28 protein-coding genes and 1 pseudogene are annotated in these 24,092 nt (G+C 41.6%); all 29 read left to right on the top strand.

What is annotated here, in order from left to right:
* Window positions 1-322: pseudogene (gene degS / locus RAC86_RS03195) on the top strand (two-component sensor histidine kinase DegS); the annotation flags it as partial.
* Between the two features lie 82 nt (window positions 323-404).
* Window positions 405-1,094 (top strand): two-component system response regulator DegU, encoded by a 690-nt coding sequence (degU, locus tag RAC86_RS03190; RefSeq protein ID WP_003219701.1) that lies wholly within the window; start codon window positions 405-407, stop codon window positions 1,092-1,094.
* Between the two features lie 97 nt (window positions 1,095-1,191).
* The gene (locus RAC86_RS03185) at window positions 1,192-2,037 is read left to right on the top strand and encodes a DegV family protein (RefSeq protein ID WP_072565350.1); all 846 of its coding nucleotides are present in this window, start codon (window positions 1,192-1,194) and stop codon (window positions 2,035-2,037) included.
* 107 nt (window positions 2,038-2,144) lie between these two features.
* A complete protein-coding gene (gene comFA / locus RAC86_RS03180; RefSeq protein WP_072566785.1) occupies window positions 2,145-3,530 on the top strand; it encodes an ATP-dependent helicase ComFA in 1,386 nt (461 codons plus the stop codon).
* Window positions 3,531-3,598: 68 nt separating this feature from the next.
* Window positions 3,599-3,895, top strand: a complete 297-nt coding sequence (gene comFB, locus RAC86_RS03175) for a late competence protein ComFB (protein ID WP_014115352.1) — start codon at window positions 3,599-3,601, stop codon at window positions 3,893-3,895.
* Window positions 3,859-4,581, top strand: a complete 723-nt coding sequence (locus tag RAC86_RS03170) for a ComF family protein (RefSeq protein ID WP_152024358.1) — start codon at window positions 3,859-3,861, stop codon at window positions 4,579-4,581. Before comFB ends, RAC86_RS03170 begins: the two co-directional genes overlap by 37 nt.
* A 72-nt stretch (window positions 4,582-4,653) precedes the next feature.
* A complete protein-coding gene (locus RAC86_RS03165; protein WP_014115350.1) occupies window positions 4,654-5,073 on the top strand; it encodes a TIGR03826 family flagellar region protein in 420 nt (139 codons plus the stop codon).
* Between the two features lie 79 nt (window positions 5,074-5,152).
* On the top strand, window positions 5,153-5,419 hold the full coding sequence (gene flgM, locus RAC86_RS03160) for a flagellar biosynthesis anti-sigma factor FlgM (RefSeq protein WP_014115349.1): 267 nt from the start codon (window positions 5,153-5,155) through the stop codon (window positions 5,417-5,419).
* Between the two features lie 14 nt (window positions 5,420-5,433).
* Window positions 5,434-5,916, top strand: coding sequence for a flagellar protein FlgN (gene flgN, locus RAC86_RS03155; RefSeq protein WP_014115348.1), 483 nt, complete (start codon window positions 5,434-5,436; stop codon window positions 5,914-5,916).
* Between the two features lie 18 nt (window positions 5,917-5,934).
* Window positions 5,935-7,458 carry a flagellar hook-associated protein FlgK gene (gene flgK / locus RAC86_RS03150; protein WP_072565349.1) on the top strand — a complete coding sequence of 508 codons (1,524 nt, stop codon included), beginning with the start codon at window positions 5,935-5,937 and terminating at the stop codon, window positions 7,456-7,458.
* Window positions 7,459-7,467: 9 nt separating this feature from the next.
* Window positions 7,468-8,364: a flagellar hook-associated protein FlgL gene (flgL, locus tag RAC86_RS03145; RefSeq protein ID WP_072565348.1), complete on the top strand. Its 897-nt coding sequence runs from the start codon at window positions 7,468-7,470 to the stop codon at window positions 8,362-8,364.
* Between the two features lie 46 nt (window positions 8,365-8,410).
* Window positions 8,411-8,986: a DUF6470 family protein gene (locus tag RAC86_RS03140; protein ID WP_072565347.1), complete on the top strand. Its 576-nt coding sequence runs from the start codon at window positions 8,411-8,413 to the stop codon at window positions 8,984-8,986.
* Window positions 8,987-9,006: 20 nt separating this feature from the next.
* Window positions 9,007-9,438: a flagellar assembly protein FliW gene (fliW, locus tag RAC86_RS03135; RefSeq protein WP_072565346.1), complete on the top strand. Its 432-nt coding sequence runs from the start codon at window positions 9,007-9,009 to the stop codon at window positions 9,436-9,438.
* Window positions 9,432-9,656 (top strand): carbon storage regulator CsrA, encoded by a 225-nt coding sequence (gene csrA / locus RAC86_RS03130; protein WP_003219727.1) that lies wholly within the window; start codon window positions 9,432-9,434, stop codon window positions 9,654-9,656. Before fliW ends, csrA begins: the two co-directional genes overlap by 7 nt.
* Window positions 9,657-9,799: 143 nt before the next feature.
* Complete coding sequence (gene hag / locus RAC86_RS03125; protein ID WP_072565345.1) at window positions 9,800-10,717, top strand: flagellin Hag; 918 nt, start codon at window positions 9,800-9,802, stop codon at window positions 10,715-10,717.
* A 230-nt stretch (window positions 10,718-10,947) separates the two neighbouring features.
* Complete coding sequence (gene flaG / locus RAC86_RS03120) at window positions 10,948-11,277, top strand: flagellar protein FlaG (RefSeq protein WP_072182547.1); 330 nt, start codon at window positions 10,948-10,950, stop codon at window positions 11,275-11,277.
* 17 nt (window positions 11,278-11,294) lie between these two features.
* Window positions 11,295-12,791, top strand: a complete 1,497-nt coding sequence (locus RAC86_RS03115) for a flagellar hook-associated protein 2 (protein ID WP_072565344.1) — start codon at window positions 11,295-11,297, stop codon at window positions 12,789-12,791.
* A gap of 21 nt (window positions 12,792-12,812) precedes the next feature.
* A complete protein-coding gene (gene fliS / locus RAC86_RS03110; RefSeq protein ID WP_072565343.1) occupies window positions 12,813-13,214 on the top strand; it encodes a flagellar export chaperone FliS in 402 nt (133 codons plus the stop codon).
* Window positions 13,211-13,552 (top strand): flagellar protein FliT, encoded by a 342-nt coding sequence (fliT, locus tag RAC86_RS03105; RefSeq protein ID WP_041521080.1) that lies wholly within the window; start codon window positions 13,211-13,213, stop codon window positions 13,550-13,552. The genes fliS and fliT overlap by 4 nt, the downstream gene beginning before the upstream one ends.
* A gap of 9 nt (window positions 13,553-13,561) precedes the next feature.
* Window positions 13,562-13,939 carry a DUF8042 domain-containing protein gene (locus RAC86_RS03100; RefSeq protein ID WP_014115337.1) on the top strand — a complete coding sequence of 126 codons (378 nt, stop codon included), beginning with the start codon at window positions 13,562-13,564 and terminating at the stop codon, window positions 13,937-13,939.
* A gap of 190 nt (window positions 13,940-14,129) precedes the next feature.
* Complete coding sequence (gene hpf, locus RAC86_RS03095; protein ID WP_014115335.1) at window positions 14,130-14,699, top strand: ribosome hibernation promotion factor; 570 nt, start codon at window positions 14,130-14,132, stop codon at window positions 14,697-14,699.
* 167 nt (window positions 14,700-14,866) lie between these two features.
* A complete protein-coding gene (gene secA / locus RAC86_RS03090) occupies window positions 14,867-17,392 on the top strand; it encodes a preprotein translocase subunit SecA (protein WP_014115334.1) in 2,526 nt (841 codons plus the stop codon).
* Between the two features lie 69 nt (window positions 17,393-17,461).
* A protein-coding gene (gene prfB / locus RAC86_RS03085) for a peptide chain release factor 2 (RefSeq protein WP_109491764.1) occupies window positions 17,462-18,563 on the top strand; the annotation gives its coding sequence in 2 pieces (ribosomal slippage) (window positions 17,462-17,533 and window positions 17,535-18,563; 1,101 coding nt in all).
* A gap of 167 nt (window positions 18,564-18,730) precedes the next feature.
* Entirely contained in the window at window positions 18,731-19,576 is an 846-nt protein-coding gene (locus RAC86_RS03080) for a YitT family protein (protein WP_014115330.1), read from the top strand.
* A 48-nt stretch (window positions 19,577-19,624) separates the two neighbouring features.
* Window positions 19,625-19,963 carry a cytochrome c551 gene (cccB, locus tag RAC86_RS03075; protein WP_014115329.1) on the top strand — a complete coding sequence of 113 codons (339 nt, stop codon included), beginning with the start codon at window positions 19,625-19,627 and terminating at the stop codon, window positions 19,961-19,963.
* A 233-nt stretch (window positions 19,964-20,196) separates the two neighbouring features.
* Window positions 20,197-20,883: a cell division ATP-binding protein FtsE gene (gene ftsE / locus RAC86_RS03070; RefSeq protein WP_003219741.1), complete on the top strand. Its 687-nt coding sequence runs from the start codon at window positions 20,197-20,199 to the stop codon at window positions 20,881-20,883.
* Window positions 20,876-21,766 carry a permease-like cell division protein FtsX gene (gene ftsX / locus RAC86_RS03065; protein ID WP_061188071.1) on the top strand — a complete coding sequence of 297 codons (891 nt, stop codon included), beginning with the start codon at window positions 20,876-20,878 and terminating at the stop codon, window positions 21,764-21,766. The genes ftsE and ftsX overlap by 8 nt, the downstream gene beginning before the upstream one ends.
* A gap of 138 nt (window positions 21,767-21,904) precedes the next feature.
* Window positions 21,905-23,347: a carboxy-terminal processing protease CtpB gene (ctpB, locus tag RAC86_RS03060; RefSeq protein WP_061187832.1), complete on the top strand. Its 1,443-nt coding sequence runs from the start codon at window positions 21,905-21,907 to the stop codon at window positions 23,345-23,347.
* Window positions 23,348-23,729: 382 nt separating this feature from the next.
* The gene (swrA, locus tag RAC86_RS03055) at window positions 23,730-24,083 is read left to right on the top strand and encodes a swarming motility protein SwrAA (protein ID WP_015251121.1); all 354 of its coding nucleotides are present in this window, start codon (window positions 23,730-23,732) and stop codon (window positions 24,081-24,083) included.
* Window positions 24,084-24,092: the final 9 nt, after the last annotated feature.

Raw genomic sequence — 24,092 nt, 5'->3', positions numbered from 1 at the left:
TGAAACAGAGGATCAGCGGCTTGCGCCTCAGTTTGAAGTTGCGCTCTTCAGGCTCGCACAGGAAGCTGTGTCTAATGCGCTAAAGCATTCTGAATCTGAAGAAATCACAGTCAAAGTTGAAATCACAAAGGATTTTGTGATTTTAATGATAAAAGATAACGGAAAAGGGTTCGACTTGAAGGAAGCGAAAGAGAAGAAAAACAAATCATTCGGCTTGCTGGGCATGAAAGAAAGAGTAGATCTATTGGAAGGAACCATGACAATAGATTCGAAAATAGGTCTTGGGACATTTATTATGATTAAGGTTCCGTTATCTCTTTGACTATGATTTGTAAAATAGAGCCAAAAGGCATATTGACCGAATGCTAGAGTATATTGAACAATAATACAAGGAGGCGTGGCTTGTGACTAAAGTAAACATTGTTATTATCGACGACCATCAGTTATTTCGTGAAGGTGTTAAACGGATATTGGATTTTGAACCTACCTTTGAAGTGGTAGCCGAAGGTGACGACGGAGACGAAGCGGCTCGTATTGTTGAGCACTATCATCCTGATGTTGTGATCATGGATATCAATATGCCAAACGTAAATGGTGTGGAAGCTACAAAACAGCTTGTAGAGCTGTATCCCGAATCTAAAGTAATTATTCTATCAATTCACGATGACGAAAATTATGTAACACATGCCCTGAAAACAGGCGCAAGAGGTTATCTGCTGAAAGAGATGGATGCTGATACATTAATCGAAGCGGTTAAAGTAGTTGCCGAGGGCGGTTCTTACCTTCATCCGAAGGTTACTCACAATCTCGTTAACGAATTCCGCCGTCTTGCAACAAGCGGAGTTTCTGCACATCCTCAGCATGAGGTTTACCCTGAAATCCGCAGACCATTACATATTTTAACCCGGCGGGAATGTGAAGTGCTGCAGATGCTTGCAGACGGAAAAAGCAACCGCGGTATTGGTGAATCATTGTTTATCAGTGAGAAAACCGTTAAAAACCATGTGAGCAATATTTTGCAAAAAATGAATGTAAACGACCGGACGCAAGCCGTTGTGGTCGCCATTAAAAATGGCTGGGTAGAAATGAGATAGTATAATACGAGACTTGCCTTTTACTAGGCAGGTCTTTTTTTAGGCTGCCGTTTCCCTTACAATAGAGTTATAAAGCAATAAGGCAGGTATCGAAGCTATGAATATTGCAGTCGTAACAGACAGCACGGCATATATTCCGAAAGAAATGCGTGAACAACATCAAATACATATGATCTCTCTCCAGGTTGTTTTTGGTGAAGAAACTTATCGTGAAGAAATCGAACTGGACTGGAAAAGCTTTTACGATGAAGTAAAAAAACATACCGAGCTTCCGACGACTTCTCAGCCGTCAATCGGCGAGCTGGTTGCTTTGTATGAAGAGCTTGGCAAGTCTTATGATGCGGTCATCAGTATCCATCTTTCCAGCGGGATCAGCGGAACGTTCAGCAGTGCAGCAGCGGCTGACACAATGGTTGACAATATTGAAGTGTATCCATTTGACTCAGAGATCAGCTGTTTGGCTCAAGGCTTTTATGCTCTTAAAGCTGCTGAATTAATCAGAAATGGAGCATCATCGCCGGAAGATATCATAAAAGAACTGGAAGAAATGAAAAAAACAGTTCGGGCGTATTTTATGGTAGATGATTTAGCCCATCTTCAGCGGGGCGGACGATTAAGCAGCGCTCAAGCCTTCATTGGGAGTCTTCTAAAGGTAAAGCCTATTCTTCATTTTGACAATAAGGTAATTGTGCCTTTTGAGAAGATTCGCACACGTAAAAAAGCAATTTCGCGAATTTATGAGCTTATAGACGAAGATGCGAGTAAAGGATTGCCTATGCGTGCTGCTGTTATCCACGCTAATCGAGAAGAAGAAGCAGCGAAAATCATTGAAGAGCTTTCTGCAAAATATCCTCACGTTGAATTTTATAACAGTTATTTTGGCGCGGTAATCGGCACTCATTTGGGTGAGGGTGCGCTAGGAATATGCTGGTGTTTTAAATAACGTAAAATCTCCGTTTTAACAGCGGAGATTTTTTTATATTCTTATTTTGATTGCTGGACAGAAAATATTCACTAAGGCATACTGTCTCGAAAGGAGGCGGTGCTATGCTGATTGTGCCAGCAGAAAAGAACATTTCTTTTTCAAAAGAATTGCAGCAGACGCTTCAAAGCCGTCATTTGCTCAGAACCGAACTCCCATTTTCCGATAAGTTGATTGAATGGCATATCGAAAATGGATATGTCGCTGCCCAAAACTCTATATCCATAAATAAACGGGGATATAAGTGTAATAGGTGCGGCCAAAATGATCAGCAGTATTTTTCTTTTTATCTCTCATCTGGAAAGAATCAGCTATATTGCCGTTCCTGTGTCATGATGGGCAGAGTGAGTGAGGATGTTCCTTTATATTCGTGGATAGAGGAGGATGAACCAAACTGGCCGCAAATAAAGCTGACATGGGATGGCAAGCTTTCAAGCGGACAACAAAAAGCCGCCAATGTCTTAATTGATGCAATATCAAAAAAAGAAGAGCTCCTCATTTGGGCTGTTTGCGGCGCTGGCAAAACAGAGATGTTATTCCCCGGTATAGAATCCGCGTTAAATCAAGGGTTGCGTGTATGTATTGCGACACCCCGCACCGATGTAGTATTAGAGCTTGCTCCTAGACTCAAGGCTGCCTTTCAGTGTGCTGACATTTCAGCACTTTACGGAGGAAGTGATGACAAAGGCTGTTTATCTCCGCTTATGATTTCTACCACACATCAGCTTTTGCGATATAAAGGGGCATTCGACGTTATAATCATTGATGAAGTTGATGCGTTTCCGTATTCTGCTGATCAAACACTTCAGTTCGCTGTTCAAAAAGCTAGAAAGAAAAACAGCACCCTTGTTTATTTAAGTGCAACACCTCCTCAAGAATTAAAAAGAAAAACACTGAATGGACAGTTATATTCAGTCCGTATTCCAGCAAGACACCATCGGAAACCTTTGCCCGAACCGCGCTTTCTATGGTGTGGAAACTGGAAAAAGAAATTATACCGAAATAAAATCCCGCTAGCGGTAAAAAGATGGATAGAGTTTCATGTGGAGGAAGAAGGGAGGCCTGTTTTTTTGTTTGTTCCCTCCGTTACTGTTCTGGAAAAGGCAGTTGCATGCTTTAAAGATGTTAATTGCCGAGCAGCGGCAGTGCATGCGGAAGATAAACACAGAAAAGAGAAAGTACAGCAATTCAGAGACGGTCAGCTTGATCTCTTAATCACAACAACAATACTAGAAAGAGGCGTCACGATTCCCAAGGTGCAAACGGGTGTATTAGGGGCGGAATCGCCTATCTTTACGGAAAGCGCACTTGTTCAAATCGCAGGAAGAACCGGGCGGCATAAAGAGCATGCAGACGGTGATGTCATTTTCTTTCACTACGGAAAAACAAAGAGTATGCTGGATGCAAGAAAGCATATAAAAGAAATGAATGCCTTGGCAGCAAAAAATGAATGAACAGACTAGCCATTATTTGAAAACGTGGTACAGTATACTCATATAACCGACGATGAGGAGCTGTAAAAATGCTTGTCAATTCAAAAGAAATCGTAATGAAAGAACTGCTCGACCGATATATGGATCAGCTTCATATGATCTGCACTTGCCAAGTATGCAAAAACGATGTATTGGCACTTTCTTTAAACAAAGTAAGACCATCCTACGTCACTGATCTTCAAAAGATCGCATATACAAAAGCTGAGCTTGTAGATAAACAAAAAAACACGGCTATGCTTGTCATTTTGGCTGAATCTGCTGCTGTGGTATCAGAGAGTCCAAGCGATTTATGCCAAATGAAGCAGGAGGGGGCATTTATAAACTGATCTGTCTATTATGCGATTCACCATTTTTTCAAGCTATTACATGGAGAGCTCTTTTTTTATTAAAGCCTGAAGAAAAGGTCTGCCATACCTGCAGAAGCAAATTAAAGAAAATCACAGGACATATCTGCACCCTGTGCGGCAGGCCTCAATCCGTTCATGCGGTATGCAGGGATTGCGAGGCGTGGAAATCAAGAGTCAGTGACAGCTTGCTGTTGCGCCAAAACCGTTCAGTTTACACATATAATGATATGATGAAAGAAACGCTCTCCCGTTTTAAATTTAGAGGAGATGCAGAAATCATAAATGCTTTTAAAAGTGATTTTTCTTCAACCTTCTCACAGGTTTACCCCGATAAGCATTTTGTTCTTGTTCCTATTCCGCTGAGCAAGGAACGGGAAAAAGAGCGCGGATTTAACCAGGCACAGCTCCTAGCAGAATGTTTAGACCAGCCTATCCACCATCCCCTCATCCGCCTGAATAATGAGAAACAGTCTAAGAAAAAGAAAACAGAACGCCTGCTTTCAGCGCGTATTTTTGATACAAAAAATAACTCAGCCGAAGGTATGAATATCATTTTAATAGACGATCTTTATACAACAGGCGCCACTTTGCATTTTGCAGCCCGCTGTTTATTAGAGAAAGGAAAAGCCGCTTCAGTGGCATCTTTTACCTTAATCAGAAGCTAAATGATTCTGTTTTTATGCCGATATAATCACTAGAAATTAACACAGGCATATTATCGAATAAGGAGAAAAAAGATGGGAGAACTGGCGAATTGTCCGAAATGCAATGCTTTATTTTTAAAAACAAAGCTGCAAACCGTATGTCAGGCGTGTATTAAGGAAGAAGAAACATCATTTGAGATTGTATATAAGTTTTTAAGGAAGCAGGAAAACCGGCAATCGACTTTGAGCCGGATAACCGAGGAAACAGGTGTAGAAGAAGAGCTGATATTGAAATTCATCAGGCAGAAACGCATTCAAATCACTCATCTCCCTAATTTGGCATACCCATGTGAAAGGTGCGGGACATCGATTCGGGAAGGCAAGTTCTGCAAGGCTTGTCAGTCCGATTTAAAGGCTCAAATGGATCATTTGGACCACGAGGACGCACTGAAAACAGAGAAGGAAAATAGTAAAAAAGACACATACTATGCCTATAATACCAAAAACAACTGATTCCCTAAACTAACTGAAACCGCAGTCGATAAAAGGGTTAGATTGTTTAAAGACTGCAACGGAAAGCGAGAGGAATCCTATGAAAATCAATCAATTTGGAACACAATCCGTTAATCCATACCAAAAAAATTATGAAAAGCAAGCGGTGCAAAAAACTGCTGCACAGCCTCAAGATAAAATTGAAATTTCATCACAGGCTAAGGAACTGCAAAATGCATCCGACGCAGTCACTGGTTCACGCCAGGAAAAAATTGAGCAGCTTAAAGCGCAAATTGAAAACGGGTCATACAAAGTAGACGCAAATCATATAGCAAAAAATATGATTGATTTTTATAAAAAGCAATAAAAAGGAGAAAGCCCATGTCAGCAAAGCCAATTATTGAACAATTGAAGCGACTTTGCGTTCTGCATGAGCACCTGCTCACGCTGTCTGAGGAAAAGACGGAAGCGCTCAAAGCCGGCAAAACAAAAGAGCTTTCTAACATTTTGACAAAAGAACAAAAGTATATTCAAGCAATCGGGCAGACAGAAGATGACCGGATCAAGGCGACTTCCGCCTTTCTCGGATACAGCGACAATAACACCATTTCCGCATGTATCGCCAAAACTTCAGGCAGTGAAAAGGAAGAGCTGGAACAATTATACGAAGCTCTTTCTAACGTTCTCGGACATCTGAAAGAAGTGAATGAGATGAATAGGCAGTTAACGAGAGACGCGCTGCAATTCATCTCTATTTCGTACGATATGCTGGTTCCTAAGGAAAATAATTTCAATTACAGCAAATCAATTAAAGCTGAGCTTCCAAAGAGCAGCCCAATGAAACTTTTTGATTCAAAAGCTTAGCAGAAAGGAATTCAGAATATGACATCTACCTTTATGGGGCTTGAAACTGCAAGGCGGGCGTTAAGCGCTCAGCAAGCAGCGTTAAGCACTACTGCAAATAACGTGGCAAATGCCAATACTGATGGTTATACAAGACAGCGAGTCTCATTAGAGGCAACTGACTATTTCCCTGCTGTATCAAAAAATGCAGAAAAAACCGCGGGACAAATGGGAACGGGTGTTCAAGGGAAGTCAGTTGAGAGAATAAGAGATATCTTTCTTGACTACCAATACCGCCTTCAAAACAACAGTGCCGGATACTATGACACGAAAGCCAAAGCTCTGTCCCAAATGGAAGGCGTTTTAAATGAGACCGATGACAGCGGCTTGAACAGTGTGCTCAATTCGTTTTGGAATTCCCTTCAGGAATTATCGAATAATACTAATGAAGACAGTGCGCGTTCTGTTGTTGCTCGAAAAGGACAAGCTGTAGCTGAAACGTTTAATTATATTTCTGAATCACTTACAAATGTTCAATCGAACTTAAAAGCAGAACTAAATACAACTGTGTTGGATGTTAATTCTCTGCTTTCTCAATTAAACAGTTTAAATAAGCAAATTGCACAAGTAGAACCGGTCGGGCTTCTTCCGAATGGCTTATATGACCAGCGAGATTTGCTGATAGATAAATTATCCTCAATGGTTGATATCAAAGTCAGCTACAACAAATCAGGAGGGAATGCACTTTCTTCTGCTGAGGGAACTGTATCAATTGAAATCCTTGATAAAAATAAACAGTCGCTGGGAACTGTTTTAGACGGTAAAAATTACGCGGTTTCAGAACTTGCAGCCAACTATGATAATGAAACTGGGTTAGTATCAAGTATTTCAATCGGAGATACGGCTGTACAGGTAGAGTCATTCAGCAGTAAGGGATCCCTTTTAGGATTTGTAGAGTCTTACGGGTATATAACAGCAGACGGTGAAGAAAAGGGCATATACCCTGAAATGCTAACTGACCTTGACAATATGGCCCTTGAATTCGCGAAAGCTTTCAATGAAGTGCACAGAAATGGTTTGACCAAGAGCGGTGAACAAGGCGGGGACTTTTTTGATTTTACTGGCGGTAACACTGAGCCTGCAAAGGGAGCAGCGGGCAAGATTAAAGTTGCTGACAGCATAATAGATTCTAAAGGCGCAAACATTGCTTTCTCACTGACTGGTGCAGCCAACGATAATGCAAATGCTACAAAATTAGCGAATGTTTTAACCGGTAAAATGATCATTAATGGCAAAGAAACTAGTGTGTTAGATTATTATGCGGGTTTGATTGGCGAGCTGGGGATCAAAGCTCAAGAGGCAAATCGCCTGGCGTCTAATACAGAAACACAGCTCAATGATGCTGACATCAACCGTCAGCAAATGAGCGCGGTCTCTTTAGACGAAGAAATGACCAATATGATTCAATTCCAACACGCATACAATGCTGCTGCGAGAATGGTGACGTTACAAGACGAAATACTCGACAAAGTGATCAATGGCATGGGTGTCGGAGGAAGGTAGGTAGATCAAATGAGAGTAACACAAGGGATGATTCAGCAAAACTCATTGAGATATATCGGTTCAAGCTACTCGAAGCTGGATAAACTTCAATCACAGATTTCTTCAGGAAAAAAAATCTCAAAAGCTTCTGACGATCCTGTAGTAGCGATGAAAAGCTTAAAGTATAATAATCAATTGTCACAAGTGCAGCAATATAAAAGTAATGCTTCTCAAGCCTTTACCTGGCTCGAAAACACAGAAACAAACATTACTGAAGGAATTGACATCTTATCAAAGGTCAGAGAATTAGCTGTTCAAGCTCAAAGTGATACAAACGGCGAAGCGGAGCGGCAAGCGATTGGCGTAGAAGTGAAGCAGTTAAAGGAACAGCTTTTAAATATTGCGAATACACAAGTGAACGGAAGATATATCTTTAACGGCACAAATTCAGACAAGCCTCCGGTTACAGATAACGGAGACGGAACTTATACAATTTCTGATACTGCTGATGTTGTTGTCAATATATCAAATAATATGACATTGAAAGTGAATTCAGATCCAAAATCAGCTTTTGGAGGCACCTCTGAAAGCGGACAGAATGTATTTGAAATGCTTGCCTCATTTGAGAAAGCACTGAGTTCAGGTTCACTAGATGGCATGGACAATGTTTTAGATGATATTGATCAATTTTCTGGCGGCATGAGCGCTGAACGCTCTGATCTTGGAGCAAGATATAATCGTCTTGAATTGGTTAATACAAGACTTTCAGCTCAAGAAGAAACAGCTACAAAAGTGTTGTCAGACAATGAAGATGTAGAACTGGAAGAAATAATAACTGAATTTATTGCGCAGCAAAGCGTGCACAGGGCTACCCTGGCTGTAAATGCGCAAATTGTTCAGCCTACATTGATTGACTTTTTAAAGTAAGCGGCTCTCAGGAGTTCGCTTTTTTTATAGTTCAGGAGGTAGAGTGATGCAAATTCCCAGATTGATTATGCATAGTGTTCAAGGGAAAATTGGTTTAACAACGACGCCCGCCAGCTTAAAAATGGAGCAGCCGCAAGCCGATCTAGAGATCGAACAGCCAAGCGCGGAAATGGAAATTTCGGTGACACCTGGAAAACTCACGATTGACCAGACGCAAGCATGGGAAGAATTAGACAGAAAACATATATTCAAGAGAATCGAAGAAGCCGCCCAACAAGGGCATGAGGATGTAATGGAGGGAATAGCCCGCACTGCAGAAGAAGGCGCCGAGCTTATGAGAATTGAAAATAAGGGGAACCCAATCGCTTCACAAGCAAGGAGGAACTCTGAGATGCACCAGATTCAATTAGGCGAACATTATGCTTCTTCTTTTTCAAGGGTGAAAATACAATATACCCCGTCAGAGCTTGATATTCAGATTACGCCGCAAAAGCCTGTTATTCAGGCTGAACCGCATAAACCAATTGTTGAATATACGCCTGGAAACGTTAAGGTTGACATGCTTCAATACCCTGATTTAAATATAGATGTAGAATACCCGAAAGAATCACACGAAAAGTAAACAGAAAAGGATCGTGAACAATGATCATTCATACAAAGTACCATGGCCAAATGAACGTAAAAGAAGAACAAATCATTCTTTTTGAAAACGGGATTCCGGGCTTTTTAGAAGAAAAACAGTTCGTCATACTTCCGCTTTCAGAAGACTCTCCATTCGTGGCGCTGCAGTCCGTCACTTCAGAAAATCTTGCGTTCATCGTTGTAAGTCCGTTCATCTTTTTTAAGAATTATGAATTTGATCTTGATGAATCAACTGCTGAACTTTTGGATATCGATAATATTGAAGACGTAGAAGTCATGACAATACTGACCATGGCAGAGCCGTTCGAAAAATCTACTGCCAATTTATTGGCTCCCATTATTGTGAATCGCAAAAACATGATAGCTAAGCAAGTCGTTTTACACGACTCCTCGTATACGACAAAGCATCCGATTGGAGGAGAATCATGCTAGTTTTATCCCGGAAAATAAACGAAGCGATTCAAATAGGTGCTGATATTGAAGTGAAAGTCATTGCGGTTGAGGGTGACCAAGTGAAACTTGGAATTGACGCCCCAAAGCATATTGATATTCACAGGAAAGAAATATATTTGACCATTCAGGAAGAAAATAACCGTGCGGCAGCGTTATCCAGCGATGTAATCTCCGCATTATCCTCACAAAAAAAGTGAGGATTTTTTTATTTTGGTATTAACAAAATCAGAGACAATCCGATATTAATGATGTAGCCGGGAGGAAGCGTAAATGACTTCGCCGGTTACAAAAATGAGGCACAAGGACGTGCCTAAAAACACATTCAGGGAGGAACAAAACAATGAGAATTAACCACAATATCGCAGCACTTAACACACTGAACCGTTTGTCTTCAAACAACGGCGCGAGCCAAAAGAACATGGAGAAGCTTTCTTCAGGTCTTCGTATTAACCGTGCTGGAGATGACGCAGCAGGTCTAGCGATCTCTGAAAAAATGAGAGGACAAATCAGAGGTCTTGAAATGGCTTCTAAAAACTCTCAAGACGGAATCTCTCTTATCCAAACAGCTGAGGGTGCATTAACTGAAACTCACTCAATTCTTCAACGTGTTCGTGAGCTAGTAGTTCAAGCAGGAAACACAGGTACTCAAGATACAACAGATCTTGGCGCTATCCAAGACGAAATCAGCTCTCTTGTTGAAGAAATCGGCGGCGGCACTGACTCAAAAGGTATCTCTGACCGTACTGAGTTTAACGGTAAGAAACTTCTTAATGGCGATTTCTCAGAAGCTAGTGGAAATAAACTAACATTCCAAATTGGTGCTAACAGTGGTCAGCAACTTTCTGTCAACATTGAAAGCATGGCAGCTACAGCGCTTGGTGCTTTAGATACTGACGGTAAAACACTTCTCGCGGGACAAGCAGTATCAGATATCGATGTAACAAAATTTGCTACTAACCCTGCTGACACTGCGACTGTAGGTTTTGACGCCCAACTTAAAGCAGTTGATGACGCTATTAACACTGTATCTACTCAACGTTCAAAATTAGGTGCGGTACAAAACCGTCTTGAGCACACAATCAACAACTTGAGTGCTTCTGGTGAAAATCTGACAGCTGCTGAGTCTCGTATCCGTGACGTTGACATGGCTAAAGAAATGAGCGAGTTCACTAAGAACAACATTCTTTCTCAAGCTTCTCAAGCGATGCTTGCTCAAGCAAACCAACAGCCACAAAACGTACTTCAATTGTTACGTTAATTTTAAAAAAGACCTTGGCGTTGCCGGGGTCTTTTATTTATGTTTTTATCTCCGAATCATTCCCCTTGCTGTCTATTACTCGTGATATAATAATCAGATTCTTCACCTGCTTTATAAATGTATTTCCAAACAAGAAATCTAAAACAGATGAGTTTTTTTCCAAAAATATGTGTAATCTTCTCTCTACTTAGTCGATATAAACGATAGATTGGGGCATAGGGGATGATCAATTGAACATTGAAAGGCTCACTACGTTACAACCTGTTTGGGATCGTTATGATACCCAAATACATAATCAGAAAGATCATGAGAGTGAGGGTCCTGTTCATCAAGTTTCATATACCAATCTTGCTGAAATGGTAGGGGAAATGAACAAGCTTTTGGAACCTTCGCAAGTTCACCTGAAGTTTGAGCTTCATGAAAAGTTAAATGAATACTATGTAAAAGTAATAGAAGACTCTACAAATGAAGTTATCCGCGAAATTCCGCCGAAACGGTGGCTTGATTTTTATGCGGCTATGACTGAATTTCTTGGGTTATTTGTAGATGAAAAAAAGTAGATTAGGAGTGGTTTGGAATGGTCACGAGAATAACAGGTCTGGCGTCAGGAATGGATATAGATGATATCGTATCAAAGCTGATGCAGACAGAAAGAGCGCCGCTTGATAAGCTGACACAAAAAAAGCAGACTCTTGAATGGCAGCGTGACAGCTATCGTGAAGTAAACTCAAAAATAAAAGAATTGCAAGATTATATGTCTAAAAATACGTTGACATATCCGAGTACGTATCAGAGCAAAACTGTGACCAGCTCCAATGAGTCTGTGTTAACTGCTACAGGAAGCGCAAGTGCGCCAAACTCTTCTTCTACTGTTGAAGTAGCGAGCTTGGCAACCGCAGCGACTTATAAGGCAAATAATTATACGGGATACACACAAGGCGATTATAATTTGGTATTTGACGTTGTTGCGCCTGGCGAGACAACAGCAAAAACAGTAAACATCAGTGTGACGAGCGCAGATACGATTGATAATGTGATTTCTAAACTTAACAGCTCAGATCTAGGTGTATCAGCATTTAAAGATAAAATTTGGAATGGTACAGAGTATGTAGAAACGATTGCGTTTTCTTCTAAAGCAACAGGTGCAGGAGGCAGCATACAGGCAGCAGACTCTGCTACAGCCGACTTTATGTCCGGACAGCTTGGTTTTTCTTTAGACGCTGATAATAAGCTAACTGCTTACAAAGAAGGAACAAATGCAAAAGTCACAATTAATGGCTTTGAAATGGAGAAGCTGACAAACAACTTTACGGTTAATGGCGTTACCTACTCGATCAAAAATACAACGGCAGCCACAGGCCCTGTTACCACATCTGTTTCTACTGATGTTGACGGGATTTATAATCAAATTAAAGAGTTTGTAGATAAATACAATGAATTGGTTGACAGCCTGAATGAAAAGCTTAAGGAAGAAAAATACAGAGATTATACGCCGCTGACGAGTGAACAAAAAGAAGCAATGTCCGATAAAGAGGTAGAACTCTGGGAAGAGAAAGCGAAAAGCGGTTTGCTAAGAAATGATACCAGTATAAGCACCGGTACGAACCAAATGCGGACTGATTTTTATTCTCAAGTAAATGCGAATGGGAAAACCTATCAATTAACTGAATTTGGCATCACAACATCAAGTGCTTACCAATTACGGGGACATTTAGAGATTAATGAAGATAAACTGAAAGCAAAAATACAAGAAGATCCGCAAAGTGTTGCCGCTTTATTTACAAGCGGAACGAACAGCAGCGCCTATAGTGATAAAGGGATTATGAAACGCATCGGCGACACACTGAAAAGTACGGTGAAAAGCATTGAAGCAAAAGCCGGCAACTCGACAATGGGAACCAATGACTACTCAATCGGTAAAAATTTAAACACGATCAGCACTGATATCACCAAAATGCAGGACCGATTGACCACGATAGAAAACCGTTATTATAAAAAATTCAGTGCAATGGATTCTGCGATTCAAAAAATGAACGAACAAGCGTCCTATTTATCACAGCTTCTTGTACAATAAATGTAATTTGGAGGATGACACATGGCGATCCAAAATCCTTATACAGCCTATCAGCAAAATTCAGTGAATACTGCTACATCCGGTGAACTGACACTTATGCTGTATAATGGCTGTTTGAAATTTATAAGACTTGCATCTCAGGCCATTGAGAATAATGATATGGAACGTAAAAATGAAAATCTGATTAAAGCGCAAAATATCATTCAGGAATTAAATTTTACGCTTAACCGTAACATAGAGCTATCCGCTTCCATGGGTGCGATGTACGATTATATGTATCGAAGATTGGTACAGGCAAACATCAAAAATGATACGAGCATGCTGGCTGAGGTTGAAGGATATGTAACAGATTTTCGCGATGCATGGAAACAAGCCATTCAAAGTGAACGGAAGGACCGGCACGGATCAGGCGGGATCGCATGAATAACATAGATCAACTATACACTGAGACGCAGAGTATGCTGTCACACATACAAGATACACCTGAAAGCGATGAACTTTTAAAGCAAATTGAAGATTTTGTGGCTAAACGGTCTGAACTTATTCAGGAGATATCTCTGCCGCTTTCAGAAGAAGAAAAAAAGCAGATGAAGCTTGTCCTGACATGGGATCAGCTTATTGTGAAGGAAATGAAAAGACTAAAGCAGTCAATCGCAACAGAACTTCAGCAGGTAAAAAGGAAACGTGCGATGCACACGACGTATTTAAATCCTTATAACAACATTACGATTGACGGCAGATATTATGACAAGCGTAAATAGGTGAGTGCCTTGAAGAGCATTGAAGATTATACGCTTTTATCAGCTTATTATCATCTTCTTTTTACCATTGAGGAAGGGCTATGTTATTTGATAGAAGCTGAACAGAATTTATCAAAAACAGAAGGGGATCGGATCTACCAAGATCTGATCCAAGCCTTTTTTTATTTGGATTCAACACATTCAACACTTCTCTTTGTTATGAACACGCGGTGTGCTGAAATATGTATTAAAGCATTTGACGAAATTTTTGCGGAGTTTGATCAATTGGTTTCTTTCTCTTTTCCCTCTTATGAGTTCTGCGAGTTTTTAAAAGAACATTTTCTGATTCATTATAGAAAATGGATGCTGTCCATTCATCAATGTATGGAGCCCTTTGTAATCAATTAGGCGAGGGTGAGGTATTTGTTTCTTACAATCAGCATATACATATACCTCCGAACCGCCAAATCATCAGCACATACAAACACAATTCGACAAAGTTCACTGAATTTTCACAAAATGTTTACGTTTCAGCAGGAATTGTAAAGGGTAAAGAAGAAATAGATACATATCCTTAATAAAAGGGAGGCGTTCTTTGATGAACTATAACATCAGAGGAGAAAATATTGAAGTGACACCCGCGTTAAAGGATCATGTCGAGAAGAAGATCGGCAAGCTGGAGCGTTATTTTGACCATAGCGTGAATGCCGATGTGAACGTCAACTTGAAGTTTTACAACGACAAGGAGTCTAAAGTTGAGGTTACGATTCCGATGACAGATCTGGCGCTTCGGTCCGAGGTGCATAACGAGGATATGTACAACGCAATTGATCTCGCAACAAACAAACTGGAACGTCAAATCCGTAAGCACAAAACGAAAGTAAACCGTAAATTCCGTGAGCAGGGCTCTCCAAAATACTTATTGGCAAACGGTCTTGGCTCTGATACAGATATTGCGGTTCAGGATGAAATAGAAGATGAGGAGAGCTTGGACATTGTCCGTCAGAAACGCTTTAATTTAAAGCCGATGGACAGTGAAGAAGCGATCTTGCAAATGAATATGCTCGGCCATAATTTCTTTGTTTTCACAAATGCAGAAACAAACCTTACAAATGTCGTGTACCGCAGAAATGATGGGAAATATGGCTTGATTGAACCGACTGAATAAAGAACAAAAGCCTTCCGTGATGACCGCGGAAGGTTTTTGTTTTTCTTATTTGCAAATTCTTTGGAAATAACAAAAGGTATGATATGATAATGAGAGGTATACATGGACTAGTAAATTATTTATACATGCCTGCAAATCAGGCATGTGATGATAGAGGAGCGTTATAAATGCTTGGAATTTTAAATAAAATGTTTGATCCAACAAAACGTACGCTGAATAGATACGAAAAAATAGCTAACGATATTGATGCGGTTCGCGGAGACTATGAAAATCTCTCTGACGACGCGCTGAAACATAAAACGATTGAATTTAAAGAGCGCCTTGAAAAAGGGGCGACAACTGATGATCTTCTTGTTGAAGCATTCGCTGTTGTTCGTGAAGCTTCGCGCCGCGTAACCGGAATGTTTCCGTTCAAAGTCCAGCTCATGGGGGGCGTAGCGCTCCATGACGGAAATATCGCTGAAATGAAAACAGGGGAAGGGAAAACGTTAACGTCTACTCTGCCTGTTTATTTAAATGCGTTAACAGGTAAAGGCGTACACATCGTGACTGTCAACGAATACTTGGCAAGCCGTGACGCTGAGCAGATGGGGAAAATTTTCGAGTTTCTCGGTATGACTGTCGGCTTAAATTTAAACTCAATGTCAAAAGACGAAAAACGGGAAGCTTATGCCGCTGACATTACTTACTCCACAAACAACGAGCTTGGTTTCGACTATTTGCGTGACAATATGGTTCTTTATAAAGAGCAGATGGTTCAGCGCCCGCTTCATTTTGCGGTAATAGATGAAGTTGACTCTATTTTAATTGATGAAGCGAGAACACCGCTTATCATTTCTGGACAAGCTGCGAAATCCACTAAGCTGTACGTGCAGGCAAATGCTTTTGTCCGCACGTTAAAAGCAGAGAAGGATTATACGTATGATATCAAAACAAAAGGTGTACAGCTGACTGAGGAAGGAATGACGAAGGCAGAAAAAGCGTTCGGCATCGATAACCTGTTTGATGTGAAACATGTCGCGCTTAACCACCATATCAACCAGTCCTTAAAAGCGCACGCTGCGATGCAGAAGGACGTTGACTATGTAGTGGAAGACGGACAGGTTGTTATTGTTGATTCCTTCACGGGACGTCTGATGAAAGGCCGCCGCTACAGCGAGGGACTTCACCAAGCAATTGAGGCAAAGGAAGGGCTTGAGATTCAAAACGAAAGCATGACCTTGGCGACCATTACGTTTCAAAACTACTTCCGGATGTACGAAAAACTTGCCGGTATGACTGGTACAGCTAAGACAGAGGAAGAAGAATTCCGCAACATCTACAACATGCAGGTTGTCACGATCCCTACTAACAAGCCTGTTGTCCGTGACGACCGTCCGGATTTAATTTACCGCACGATGGAAGGTAAGTTTAAGGCTGTTGCGGAGGATGTCGCACAGCGTTACATGACCGGACAGCCTGTTCTTGTCGGTACAGTTGCGGTTGAAACATCTGAATTGATTTCTAAGCTGCTTAAAAACAAAGGGATCCCGCATCAAGTGTTAAACGCCAAAAACCATGAACGTGAAGCGCAGATCATTGAAGAGGCCGGCCAAAAAGGCGCAGTTACGATTGCGACAAACATGGCGGGGCGCGGAACGGACATTAAGCTTGGCGAAGGTGTAAAAGAGCTTGGCGGTCTTGCAGTTGTCGGAACGGAACGCCATGAATCACGCCGGATTGACAATCAGCTTCGAGGACGTTCCGGACGTCAGGGAGACCCGGGGATCACCCAATTTTATCTTTCTATGGAAGATGAATTAATGCGCAGATTCGGAGCTGAGCGGACAATGGCAATGCTTGACCGCTTCGGGATGGACGACTCTACTCCAATTCAAAGCAAAATGGTATCCCGCGCGGTTGAATCGTCTCAAAAACGCGTCGAAGGCAATAACTTCGATTCACGTAAACAGCTTCTGCAATATGATGACGTTCTCCGCCAGCAGCGTGAGGTCATTTATAAGCAGCGCTTTGAAGTCATTGACTCTGAAAACTTGCGCGAAATCGTTGAAAATATGATCAAGTCTTCTCTCGAACGTGCAATTGCAGCCTATACGCCAAGAGAAGAGCTTCCTGAGGAGTGGAAGCTTGATGGTCTTGTTGAGCTTGTCAACACGACTTATCTTGATGAAGGTGCGCTTGAGAAGAGCGATATCTTTGGCAAAGAGCCGGATGAAATGCATGAACTCATTATGGATCGCATCATGACGAAATATAATGAAAAAGAAGTGAAATTCGGCGAAGAGCAAATGCGCGAATTCGAAAAAGTCATCGTCCTTCGAGCCGTTGATTCAAAATGGATGGATCATATCGATGCAATGGATCAGCTTCGCCAAGGAATTCACCTTCGAGCGTATGCACAGACGAATCCGCTTCGAGAGTATCAAATGGAAGGCTTTGCGATGTTTGAGAATATGATTGAATCGATCGAGGACGAGGTCGCAAAATTTGTGATGAAAGCTGAGATTGAAAACAATCTGGAGCGTGAAGAGGTTGTACAGGGCCAGACAACGGCTCATCAGCAGCAAGAAGGCGACGATAACAAAAAAGCAAAGAAAGCACCGGTTCGCAAAGTGGTTGATATTGGCCGAAATGCCCCATGCCACTGCGGAAGCGGGAAAAAATATAAAAATTGCTGCGGCCGGACTGAATAGTCCGCTCGGGCAAGTTTACTGACCGCGGCGCCTGTAGGCGCCCGCGGATCTTTTAATGAGGTGAATAGAATGGAATTATCAGAAATCAGAGCAGAGCTCGAAAATATGGCTTCTCGTTTAGCGGACTTTAGGGGGTCTCTTTGACCTCGAATCAAAGGAGGCCCGCATTGCTGAGCTAGATGAACAAATGGCTGATCCGGAATTCTGGAATGATCAGCAGAAAGCTCAAACGGTCATAAATGAAGCAAACGGTATAAAGGATTATGTCAATTCGTATAAAAAATTAAGTGAATCACATGAAGAATTGCAAATGACTCATGATCTTTTGAAGGAAGAGCCGGACTCTGACCTCCAGCTTGAGCTTGAAAAAGAACTAAAATCATTAACAAAAGAGTTCAATGAGTTTGAGCTTCAGCTTCTTCTCAGTGAGCCGTATGATAAAAATAATGCGATTTTAGAACTGCACCCTGGTGCTGGCGGTACAGAGTCACAGGACTGGGGCTCTATGCTTCTTAGAATGTATACCAGATGGGGAGAACGCCGCGGCTTTAAAGTGGAAACGCTCGATTACCTTCCGGGTGATGAGGCGGGAATCAAGTCAGTTACATTGCTGATTAAAGGGCACAACGCCTACGGTTATCTCAAAGCAGAAAAAGGTGTCCATCGTCTCGTGCGGATTTCACCGTTTGATTCATCAGGCCGCCGCCACACGTCTTTCGTTTCATGTGAAGTCATGCCTGAATTTAACGATGAGATCGATATTGATATCCGTACGGAGGATATTAAAGTTGATACGTACCGTGCTAGCGGAGCGGGCGGACAGCACGTCAATACGACGGATTCAGCCGTTCGGATTACTCACTTGCCGACGAATGTGGTCGTGACGTGCCAAACGGAACGCTCACAAATTAAAAACCGTGAAAGAGCCATGAAAATGCTAAAGGCCAAACTGTATCAGCGCAGAATTGAAGAACAGCAGGCAGAGCTGGATGAAATTCGCGGTGAACAAAAAGAAATCGGCTGGGGCAGCCAAATCCGTTCTTACGTATTCCATCCGTATTCCATGGTAAAAGACCATCGGACCAATACAGAAATGGGGAACGTTCAAGCGGTAATGGATGGAGACATTGATACATTTATTGATGCCTACCTGCGTTCTAAGCTATCATAAGCAGAAAAACACACCTGATGTATACAGGTGTGTTTTTTTAATTTCTTCATATCCTTGATTTCACTGCTGCTTTAGCATATTACCACTGTATTTGGGTGTTATTTACATCTAATCAGGGAAGGATTAAAATGCTATCGGAGAGCATTAGAAGAAACGGAGGATATATGATGGATGTACGGAATCAAACACTTCGGGTTTTGCGTGATTATGTATACATATTAATAGGAGCAGCGATTACAGGTGTGTCCTTTAATGTATTTTTGCTTCCAAACAAGATTGCTGCCGGCGGTGTCAGCGGAATCAGCACGATTTTGCAGTCATATGGTTTTGAAGCAGCGTATGTACAGTGGATTATTAATATTCCTTTATTTATTGCCGGTGTTATTTTGCTCGGCGGAAAATTTGGGCTTAAGACGCTTGCGGGTTCTGTTTTTTTGCCGCTTGTTGTCTTTTTGACAAGAGATATTCAGCCCGCCACCCATCATGAGCTTCTGGCGGCGATTTTTGGCGGCGTAGGCATTGGTGTCGGAATTGGCATTGTGTACTTAGGGAAAGGCTCGACGGGAGGAACGGCCTTGGCTGCACAGATCATTCATAAGTACTCCGGTTTGTCATTAGGGACGTGTCTCGCCCTCATTGACGGATTGATTGTCGTTACGGCTATGATCGTATTTAATATTGAGCAAGGCTTATATGCCATGCTTGGCGTCTATGTGTCCAGCAAAACGATTGATGTCGTTCAAGTCGGCTTCAATCGTTCAAAAATGGCGCTCATTATTACAAAGCAGGAGCAGGCTGTAAAAGAAGCCGTTTTACAGAAAATTGACAGAGGCGTGACGAAAATTTCCGCGGTAGGCGGATATACTGACGATGACCGCCCGATTTTAATGTGTGTGGTTGGGCAAACTGAATTCACCAAATTGAAACAAATCGTCAAACAGATTGATGAGTCAGCTTTTGTGATTGTGGCGGATGCGAGTGAGGTGCTGGGCGAGGGTTTCAAACGCGCTTAAACGAGGTTATAATATGGAAGAGATCGTAAAGGAGTTGTGCTTCTCAACATGAAATCAAAGTTATCGATACTAATGCTTGTATTTGCGCTTTCTGTTCTATTGGCTGCCTGCGGTTCAAACGATGCAAAAGAAGAGAAGACAGACACCGGCAGCAAGACTGAAGCCTCAGCATCTGAAGGGGAAGAATTATATCAGCAAAGCTGCGTAGGCTGCCACGGAAAGGATTTAGAAGGTATGTCAGGGCCTAACCTCCAAGAGGTCGGAGGCAAATACGACGAAGACAAAATTGAAAGTATTATTAAAAACGGCCGCGGCAATATGCCGAAGGGGCTTGTCGATGATAAGGAAGCCGCTGTTATTGCCAAATGGCTGTCAGAAAAAAAGTAAGATGAAAAATCTTTGCCGCAGTGCAGGCAAGGATTTTTTTATGCCATGACAATATGAATGAAAAGAAACTGTAATAGTATTATGTCTAAATTTGACGTATAATGAAGTGTGTTGAAAAATGAAACTTTCAGATTTTTCATCTTTTTACAAATGAAAGGGTCATAAATTGTCGAATACATTCGAAGAGTATGACCGTGTGATAGATAAAATGACATAAAAGATTAGGTGATTTCATGATAGAGATGAAGGAAGTATACAAAGCCTATCCGAACGGCGTTAAAGCGCTCAATGGGATTTCTGTTACCATTCATCCCGGCGAGTTTGTTTATGTTGTCGGTCCGAGCGGAGCGGGTAAATCTACTTTTATTAAAATGATATACAGAGAAGAAAAACCGACAAAAGGACAAATTTTAATCAATCATAAAGATCTCGCTACAATTAAAGAAAAAGAGATTCCTTTTGTGCGCCGTAAAATAGGTGTTGTCTTCCAGGATTTTAAGCTTCTGCCTAAACTAACTGTTTTTGAAAATGTGGCATTTGCCCTTGAAGTGATTGGAGAACAGCCGTCTGTCATTAAAAAACGGGTGCTTGAAGTGCTTGATCTCGTGCAGCTGAAGCATAAAGCAAGACAATTTCCTGACACGCTTTCAGGCGGGGAACAGCAGCGTGTATCTATTGCCAGATCAATTGTGAACAACCCTGATGTTGTCATTGCTGATGAGCCTACAGGAAACCTTGATCCGGATACGTCCTGGGAAGTCATGAAGACGCTGGAGGAAATCAATAACCGCGGGACAACAGTCGTGATGGCGACACATAACAAAGAAATCGTAAACACCATTAAGAAACGTGTCATTGCAATCGAAGATGGTATCATTGTGCGTGATGAGTCAAGAGGGGAGTATGGTTCATATGATTAAAATTCTCGGGCGCCACTTGCGTGAGAGTTTTAAATCTCTCGGGAGAAACACATGGATGACGTTTGCATCCATTAGTGCTGTAACCGTTACGCTGATTTTAGTCGGCGTGTTTTTAGTGATTATGCTGAATTTGAATAACATGGCTTCGAATGCTGAAAAACAAGTCGAAATCAAAGTGTTGATTGATCTGACTGCAGATCAGAAGGCACAGGATAAGCTGCAGAGCGATATTAAGGATTTAAAGGGCATTCAAAGTGTCACTTTTTCATCTAAAGAAAAAGAGCTTGACCAGCTGGTTGACAGCTTTGGCGACAGTGGACAATCCCTGACAATGAAGGATCAGGAAAACCCGCTTAATGACGCGTTTGTCGTAAAAACGACAGATCCGCATGATACGCCGAACGTGGCGAAAAAGATTGAAAAAATGGATCATGTCTATAAAGTTACTTACGGAAAAGAAGAGGTCAGCCGTTTGTTTAAAGTGGTCGGCGTTTCCCGCAACATCGGAATCGCGTTAATTATCGGCCTGGTATTTACGGCGATGTTCTTAATTTCCAACACCATTAAAATTACAATTTTCGCAAGAAGAAAAGAAATTGAAATCATGAAGCTTGTCGGCGCGACGAACTGGTTTATCCGCTGGCCGTTTTTCCTTGAAGGATTGCTGCTTGGCGTATTCGGTTCAGTGATTCCGATCGCACTGGTGCTGAGCACTTACCAATACGTCATCGGATGGGTCGTTCCGAAGGTTCAAGGTTCATTTGTCTCTCTTCTTCCTTATAATCCATTTGTATTCCAAATTTCGTTAGTGCTTATTGCAATTGGCGCCGTAATTGGCGTATGGGGAAGTCTGACTTCCATCCGCAAGTTTCTGCGAGTATAAAGAGAAAAGCTGTCCCGCTACCGGGGCGGCTTTTCTTTTGCCTTCTTTTTCTTCTATGATTACATGAAATCTCCATCCTTTACATATACTATCTCTAGGTTTTGATAAAGACAGTCTGGCATACAGGAGGAGTAAAGGATGAAGCAAAAATTAATGGCTGTGATCGCAGCGGGGAGCATGTTGTTCGGAGGCGCCGGTGTATATGCGGGAATAAACCTGCTTGAGATGGATAAGCCCCAGACTGCAGCAGTTCCCGCGACGGCACAAGCTGACTCTGAACGGGATAAGGCTATGGACAAAATCGAAAAAGCGTATGAGTTAATTTCGAATGAGTACGTAGAAAAAGTTGATAGAGAAAAGTTGCTCGAGGGAGCCATCCAGGGAATGCTGTCAACACTAAATGATCCTTATTCTGTCTACATGGACAAGCAGACGGCTAAGCAATTTTCTGATTCTCTTGATTCCTCATTTGAAGGCATCGGGGCTGAGGTTGGAATGGAAGACGGCAAAATTATTATTGTTTCCCCATTTAAGAAATCGCCAGCGGAAAAAGCCGGGCTCAAGCCTAATGATGAAATCATCAGCATCAATGGAGAATCGATGGCCGGCAAGGATTTAAACCACGCTGTGTTAAAAATAAGAGGAAAGAAAGGGTCCAGCGTTTCAATGAAGATTCAGCGGCCTGGGACGAAGAAGCAGCTGTCATTCCGGATCAAAAGAGCTGAGATTCCGCTCGAAACGGTTTTTGCTTCAGAGAAAAAAGTGCAGGGGCATTCTGTCGGATATATCGCCATCTCTACTTTTTCTGAGCATACCGCGGAGGATTTTGCAAAAGAGCTGAAGGATCTTGAGAAAAAAGGAATAGAAGGCCTCGTTATTGATGTACGCGGCAACCCGGGCGGATATCTTCAAAGTGTGGAAGAAATTCTGAAGCACTTCGTCACAAAGGATCAGCCGTATATTCAAATTGCTGAACGCAATGGAGATAAAAAACGTTATTTTTCAACATTGACCCATAAAAAATCATATCCTGTCAATGTGATCACGGATAAAGGGAGTGCCTCCGCATCAGAAATTCTTGCTGGCGCATTAAAAGAAGCAGGGCATTATGATGTTGTAGGTGATACGTCTTTTGGTAAGGGAACGGTTCAACAGGCTGTTCCGATGGGAGACGGCAGCAACATCAAATTGACGCTTTACAAGTGGCTGACGCCAAATGGGAATTGGATTCATAAGAAAGGAATTGAGCCGACCATTGCAATTAAGCAGCCTGATTATTTTTCCGCCGGGCCCTTGCAGCTGAAAGAGCCGCTTAAAGTGGATATGAACAATGAAGACGTCAAGCATGCACAGGTATTATTAAAAGGCCTGAGCTTTGATCCGGGACGTGACGATGGCTATTTCAGCAAAGACATGAAAAAAGCGGTTATGGCCTTTCAGGATCAAAATAAGCTGGATAAAACGGGTGTAATCGACACTCGCACTGCAGAGGCATTAAATCAGCTGGTAGAAAAGAAAAAATCCGACGAAAAAAATGACTTGCAGCTTCAAACAGCGCTTAAATCATTATTTGTCAATTAAAGGAGATGGTGTCCCATCTCCTATTTCTTTATACTTAACGATAAAATGAACCATAAGTCACATAAAAATTGAGTTTTTGACAAGAAATTAAAAAAATTTTCACAAATAAACATTTATAAAGGACTGTGATTACCCGATATCAATATATGAGAGAGACTTTCTAACGAGATAATATGCATTTAAAATGAAACTTTTGCAAGTTGCCTAGTCTTTGTTTACTTCATACAATATAAGAAGGTTCTAAAAAGAACAGTAATCAGGTTTATGGCAGCTGAACGACAGGTATTAAAGAGTAACGTTAGCGAGAATGCTTGTTAGCACTCCAGTACTGCTGCTTATACTGGCCCGTGCTTATCTGTATAAAGAAAATGGGGGTTCACAATTGAAGAGGGCAAGTATTGTGCGTGAAAAAAAATATTATGAATTAGTTGAACAATTAAAAGACAGAACACAAGATGTAACATTTTCGGCTACAAAAGCACTAAGTCTTCTTATGCTATTCAGCAGGTATTTGGTCAATTACACCAATGTCGAATCAGTAAATGACATCAATGAAGAATGTGCCAAACATTATTTTAATTACTTAATGAAAAACCATAAGCGACTAGGAATCAATCTGACAGATATAAAAAGGTCGATGCATCTGATCAGCGGGTTATTGGATGTGGATGTAAACCATTATTTAAAGGATTTTTCACTATCGAATGTCACGCTGTGGATGACGCAAGAGAGATAAACCCTCCTG

Source organism: Bacillus sp. LR_5 (genome assembly GCF_042709275.1).
This window is presented reverse-complemented; position numbering and strand designations above follow the sequence as displayed.

Bases quoted from the DNA above. Each gene is read 5' to 3' on its own strand.
- RAC86_RS03185 (WP_072565350.1), top strand. From the start codon at position 1,192: ATGAATATTGCAGTCGTAACAGACAGCACGGCATATATTCCGAAAGAA.
- comFB (WP_014115352.1), top strand. From the start codon at position 3,599: ATGCTTGTCAATTCAAAAGAAATCGTAATGAAAGAACTGCTCGACCGA.
- RAC86_RS03170 (WP_152024358.1), top strand. From the start codon at position 3,859: ATGCCAAATGAAGCAGGAGGGGGCATTTATAAACTGATCTGTCTATTA.
- RAC86_RS03165 (WP_014115350.1), top strand. From the start codon at position 4,654: ATGGGAGAACTGGCGAATTGTCCGAAATGCAATGCTTTATTTTTAAAA.
- flgM (WP_014115349.1), top strand. From the start codon at position 5,153: ATGAAAATCAATCAATTTGGAACACAATCCGTTAATCCATACCAAAAA.
- flgN (WP_014115348.1), top strand. From the start codon at position 5,434: ATGTCAGCAAAGCCAATTATTGAACAATTGAAGCGACTTTGCGTTCTG.
- flgK (WP_072565349.1), top strand. From the start codon at position 5,935: ATGACATCTACCTTTATGGGGCTTGAAACTGCAAGGCGGGCGTTAAGC.
- flgL (WP_072565348.1), top strand. From the start codon at position 7,468: ATGAGAGTAACACAAGGGATGATTCAGCAAAACTCATTGAGATATATC.
- RAC86_RS03140 (WP_072565347.1), top strand. From the start codon at position 8,411: ATGCAAATTCCCAGATTGATTATGCATAGTGTTCAAGGGAAAATTGGT.
- fliW (WP_072565346.1), top strand. From the start codon at position 9,007: ATGATCATTCATACAAAGTACCATGGCCAAATGAACGTAAAAGAAGAA.
- csrA (WP_003219727.1), top strand. From the start codon at position 9,432: ATGCTAGTTTTATCCCGGAAAATAAACGAAGCGATTCAAATAGGTGCT.
- hag (WP_072565345.1), top strand. From the start codon at position 9,800: ATGAGAATTAACCACAATATCGCAGCACTTAACACACTGAACCGTTTG.
- RAC86_RS03115 (WP_072565344.1), top strand. From the start codon at position 11,295: ATGGTCACGAGAATAACAGGTCTGGCGTCAGGAATGGATATAGATGAT.
- fliS (WP_072565343.1), top strand. From the start codon at position 12,813: ATGGCGATCCAAAATCCTTATACAGCCTATCAGCAAAATTCAGTGAAT.
- fliT (WP_041521080.1), top strand. From the start codon at position 13,211: ATGAATAACATAGATCAACTATACACTGAGACGCAGAGTATGCTGTCA.
- hpf (WP_014115335.1), top strand. From the start codon at position 14,130: ATGAACTATAACATCAGAGGAGAAAATATTGAAGTGACACCCGCGTTA.
- secA (WP_014115334.1), top strand. From the start codon at position 14,867: ATGCTTGGAATTTTAAATAAAATGTTTGATCCAACAAAACGTACGCTG.
- RAC86_RS03080 (WP_014115330.1), top strand. From the start codon at position 18,731: ATGGATGTACGGAATCAAACACTTCGGGTTTTGCGTGATTATGTATAC.
- cccB (WP_014115329.1), top strand. From the start codon at position 19,625: ATGAAATCAAAGTTATCGATACTAATGCTTGTATTTGCGCTTTCTGTT.
- ftsE (WP_003219741.1), top strand. From the start codon at position 20,197: ATGATAGAGATGAAGGAAGTATACAAAGCCTATCCGAACGGCGTTAAA.
- ftsX (WP_061188071.1), top strand. From the start codon at position 20,876: ATGATTAAAATTCTCGGGCGCCACTTGCGTGAGAGTTTTAAATCTCTC.
- ctpB (WP_061187832.1), top strand. From the start codon at position 21,905: ATGAAGCAAAAATTAATGGCTGTGATCGCAGCGGGGAGCATGTTGTTC.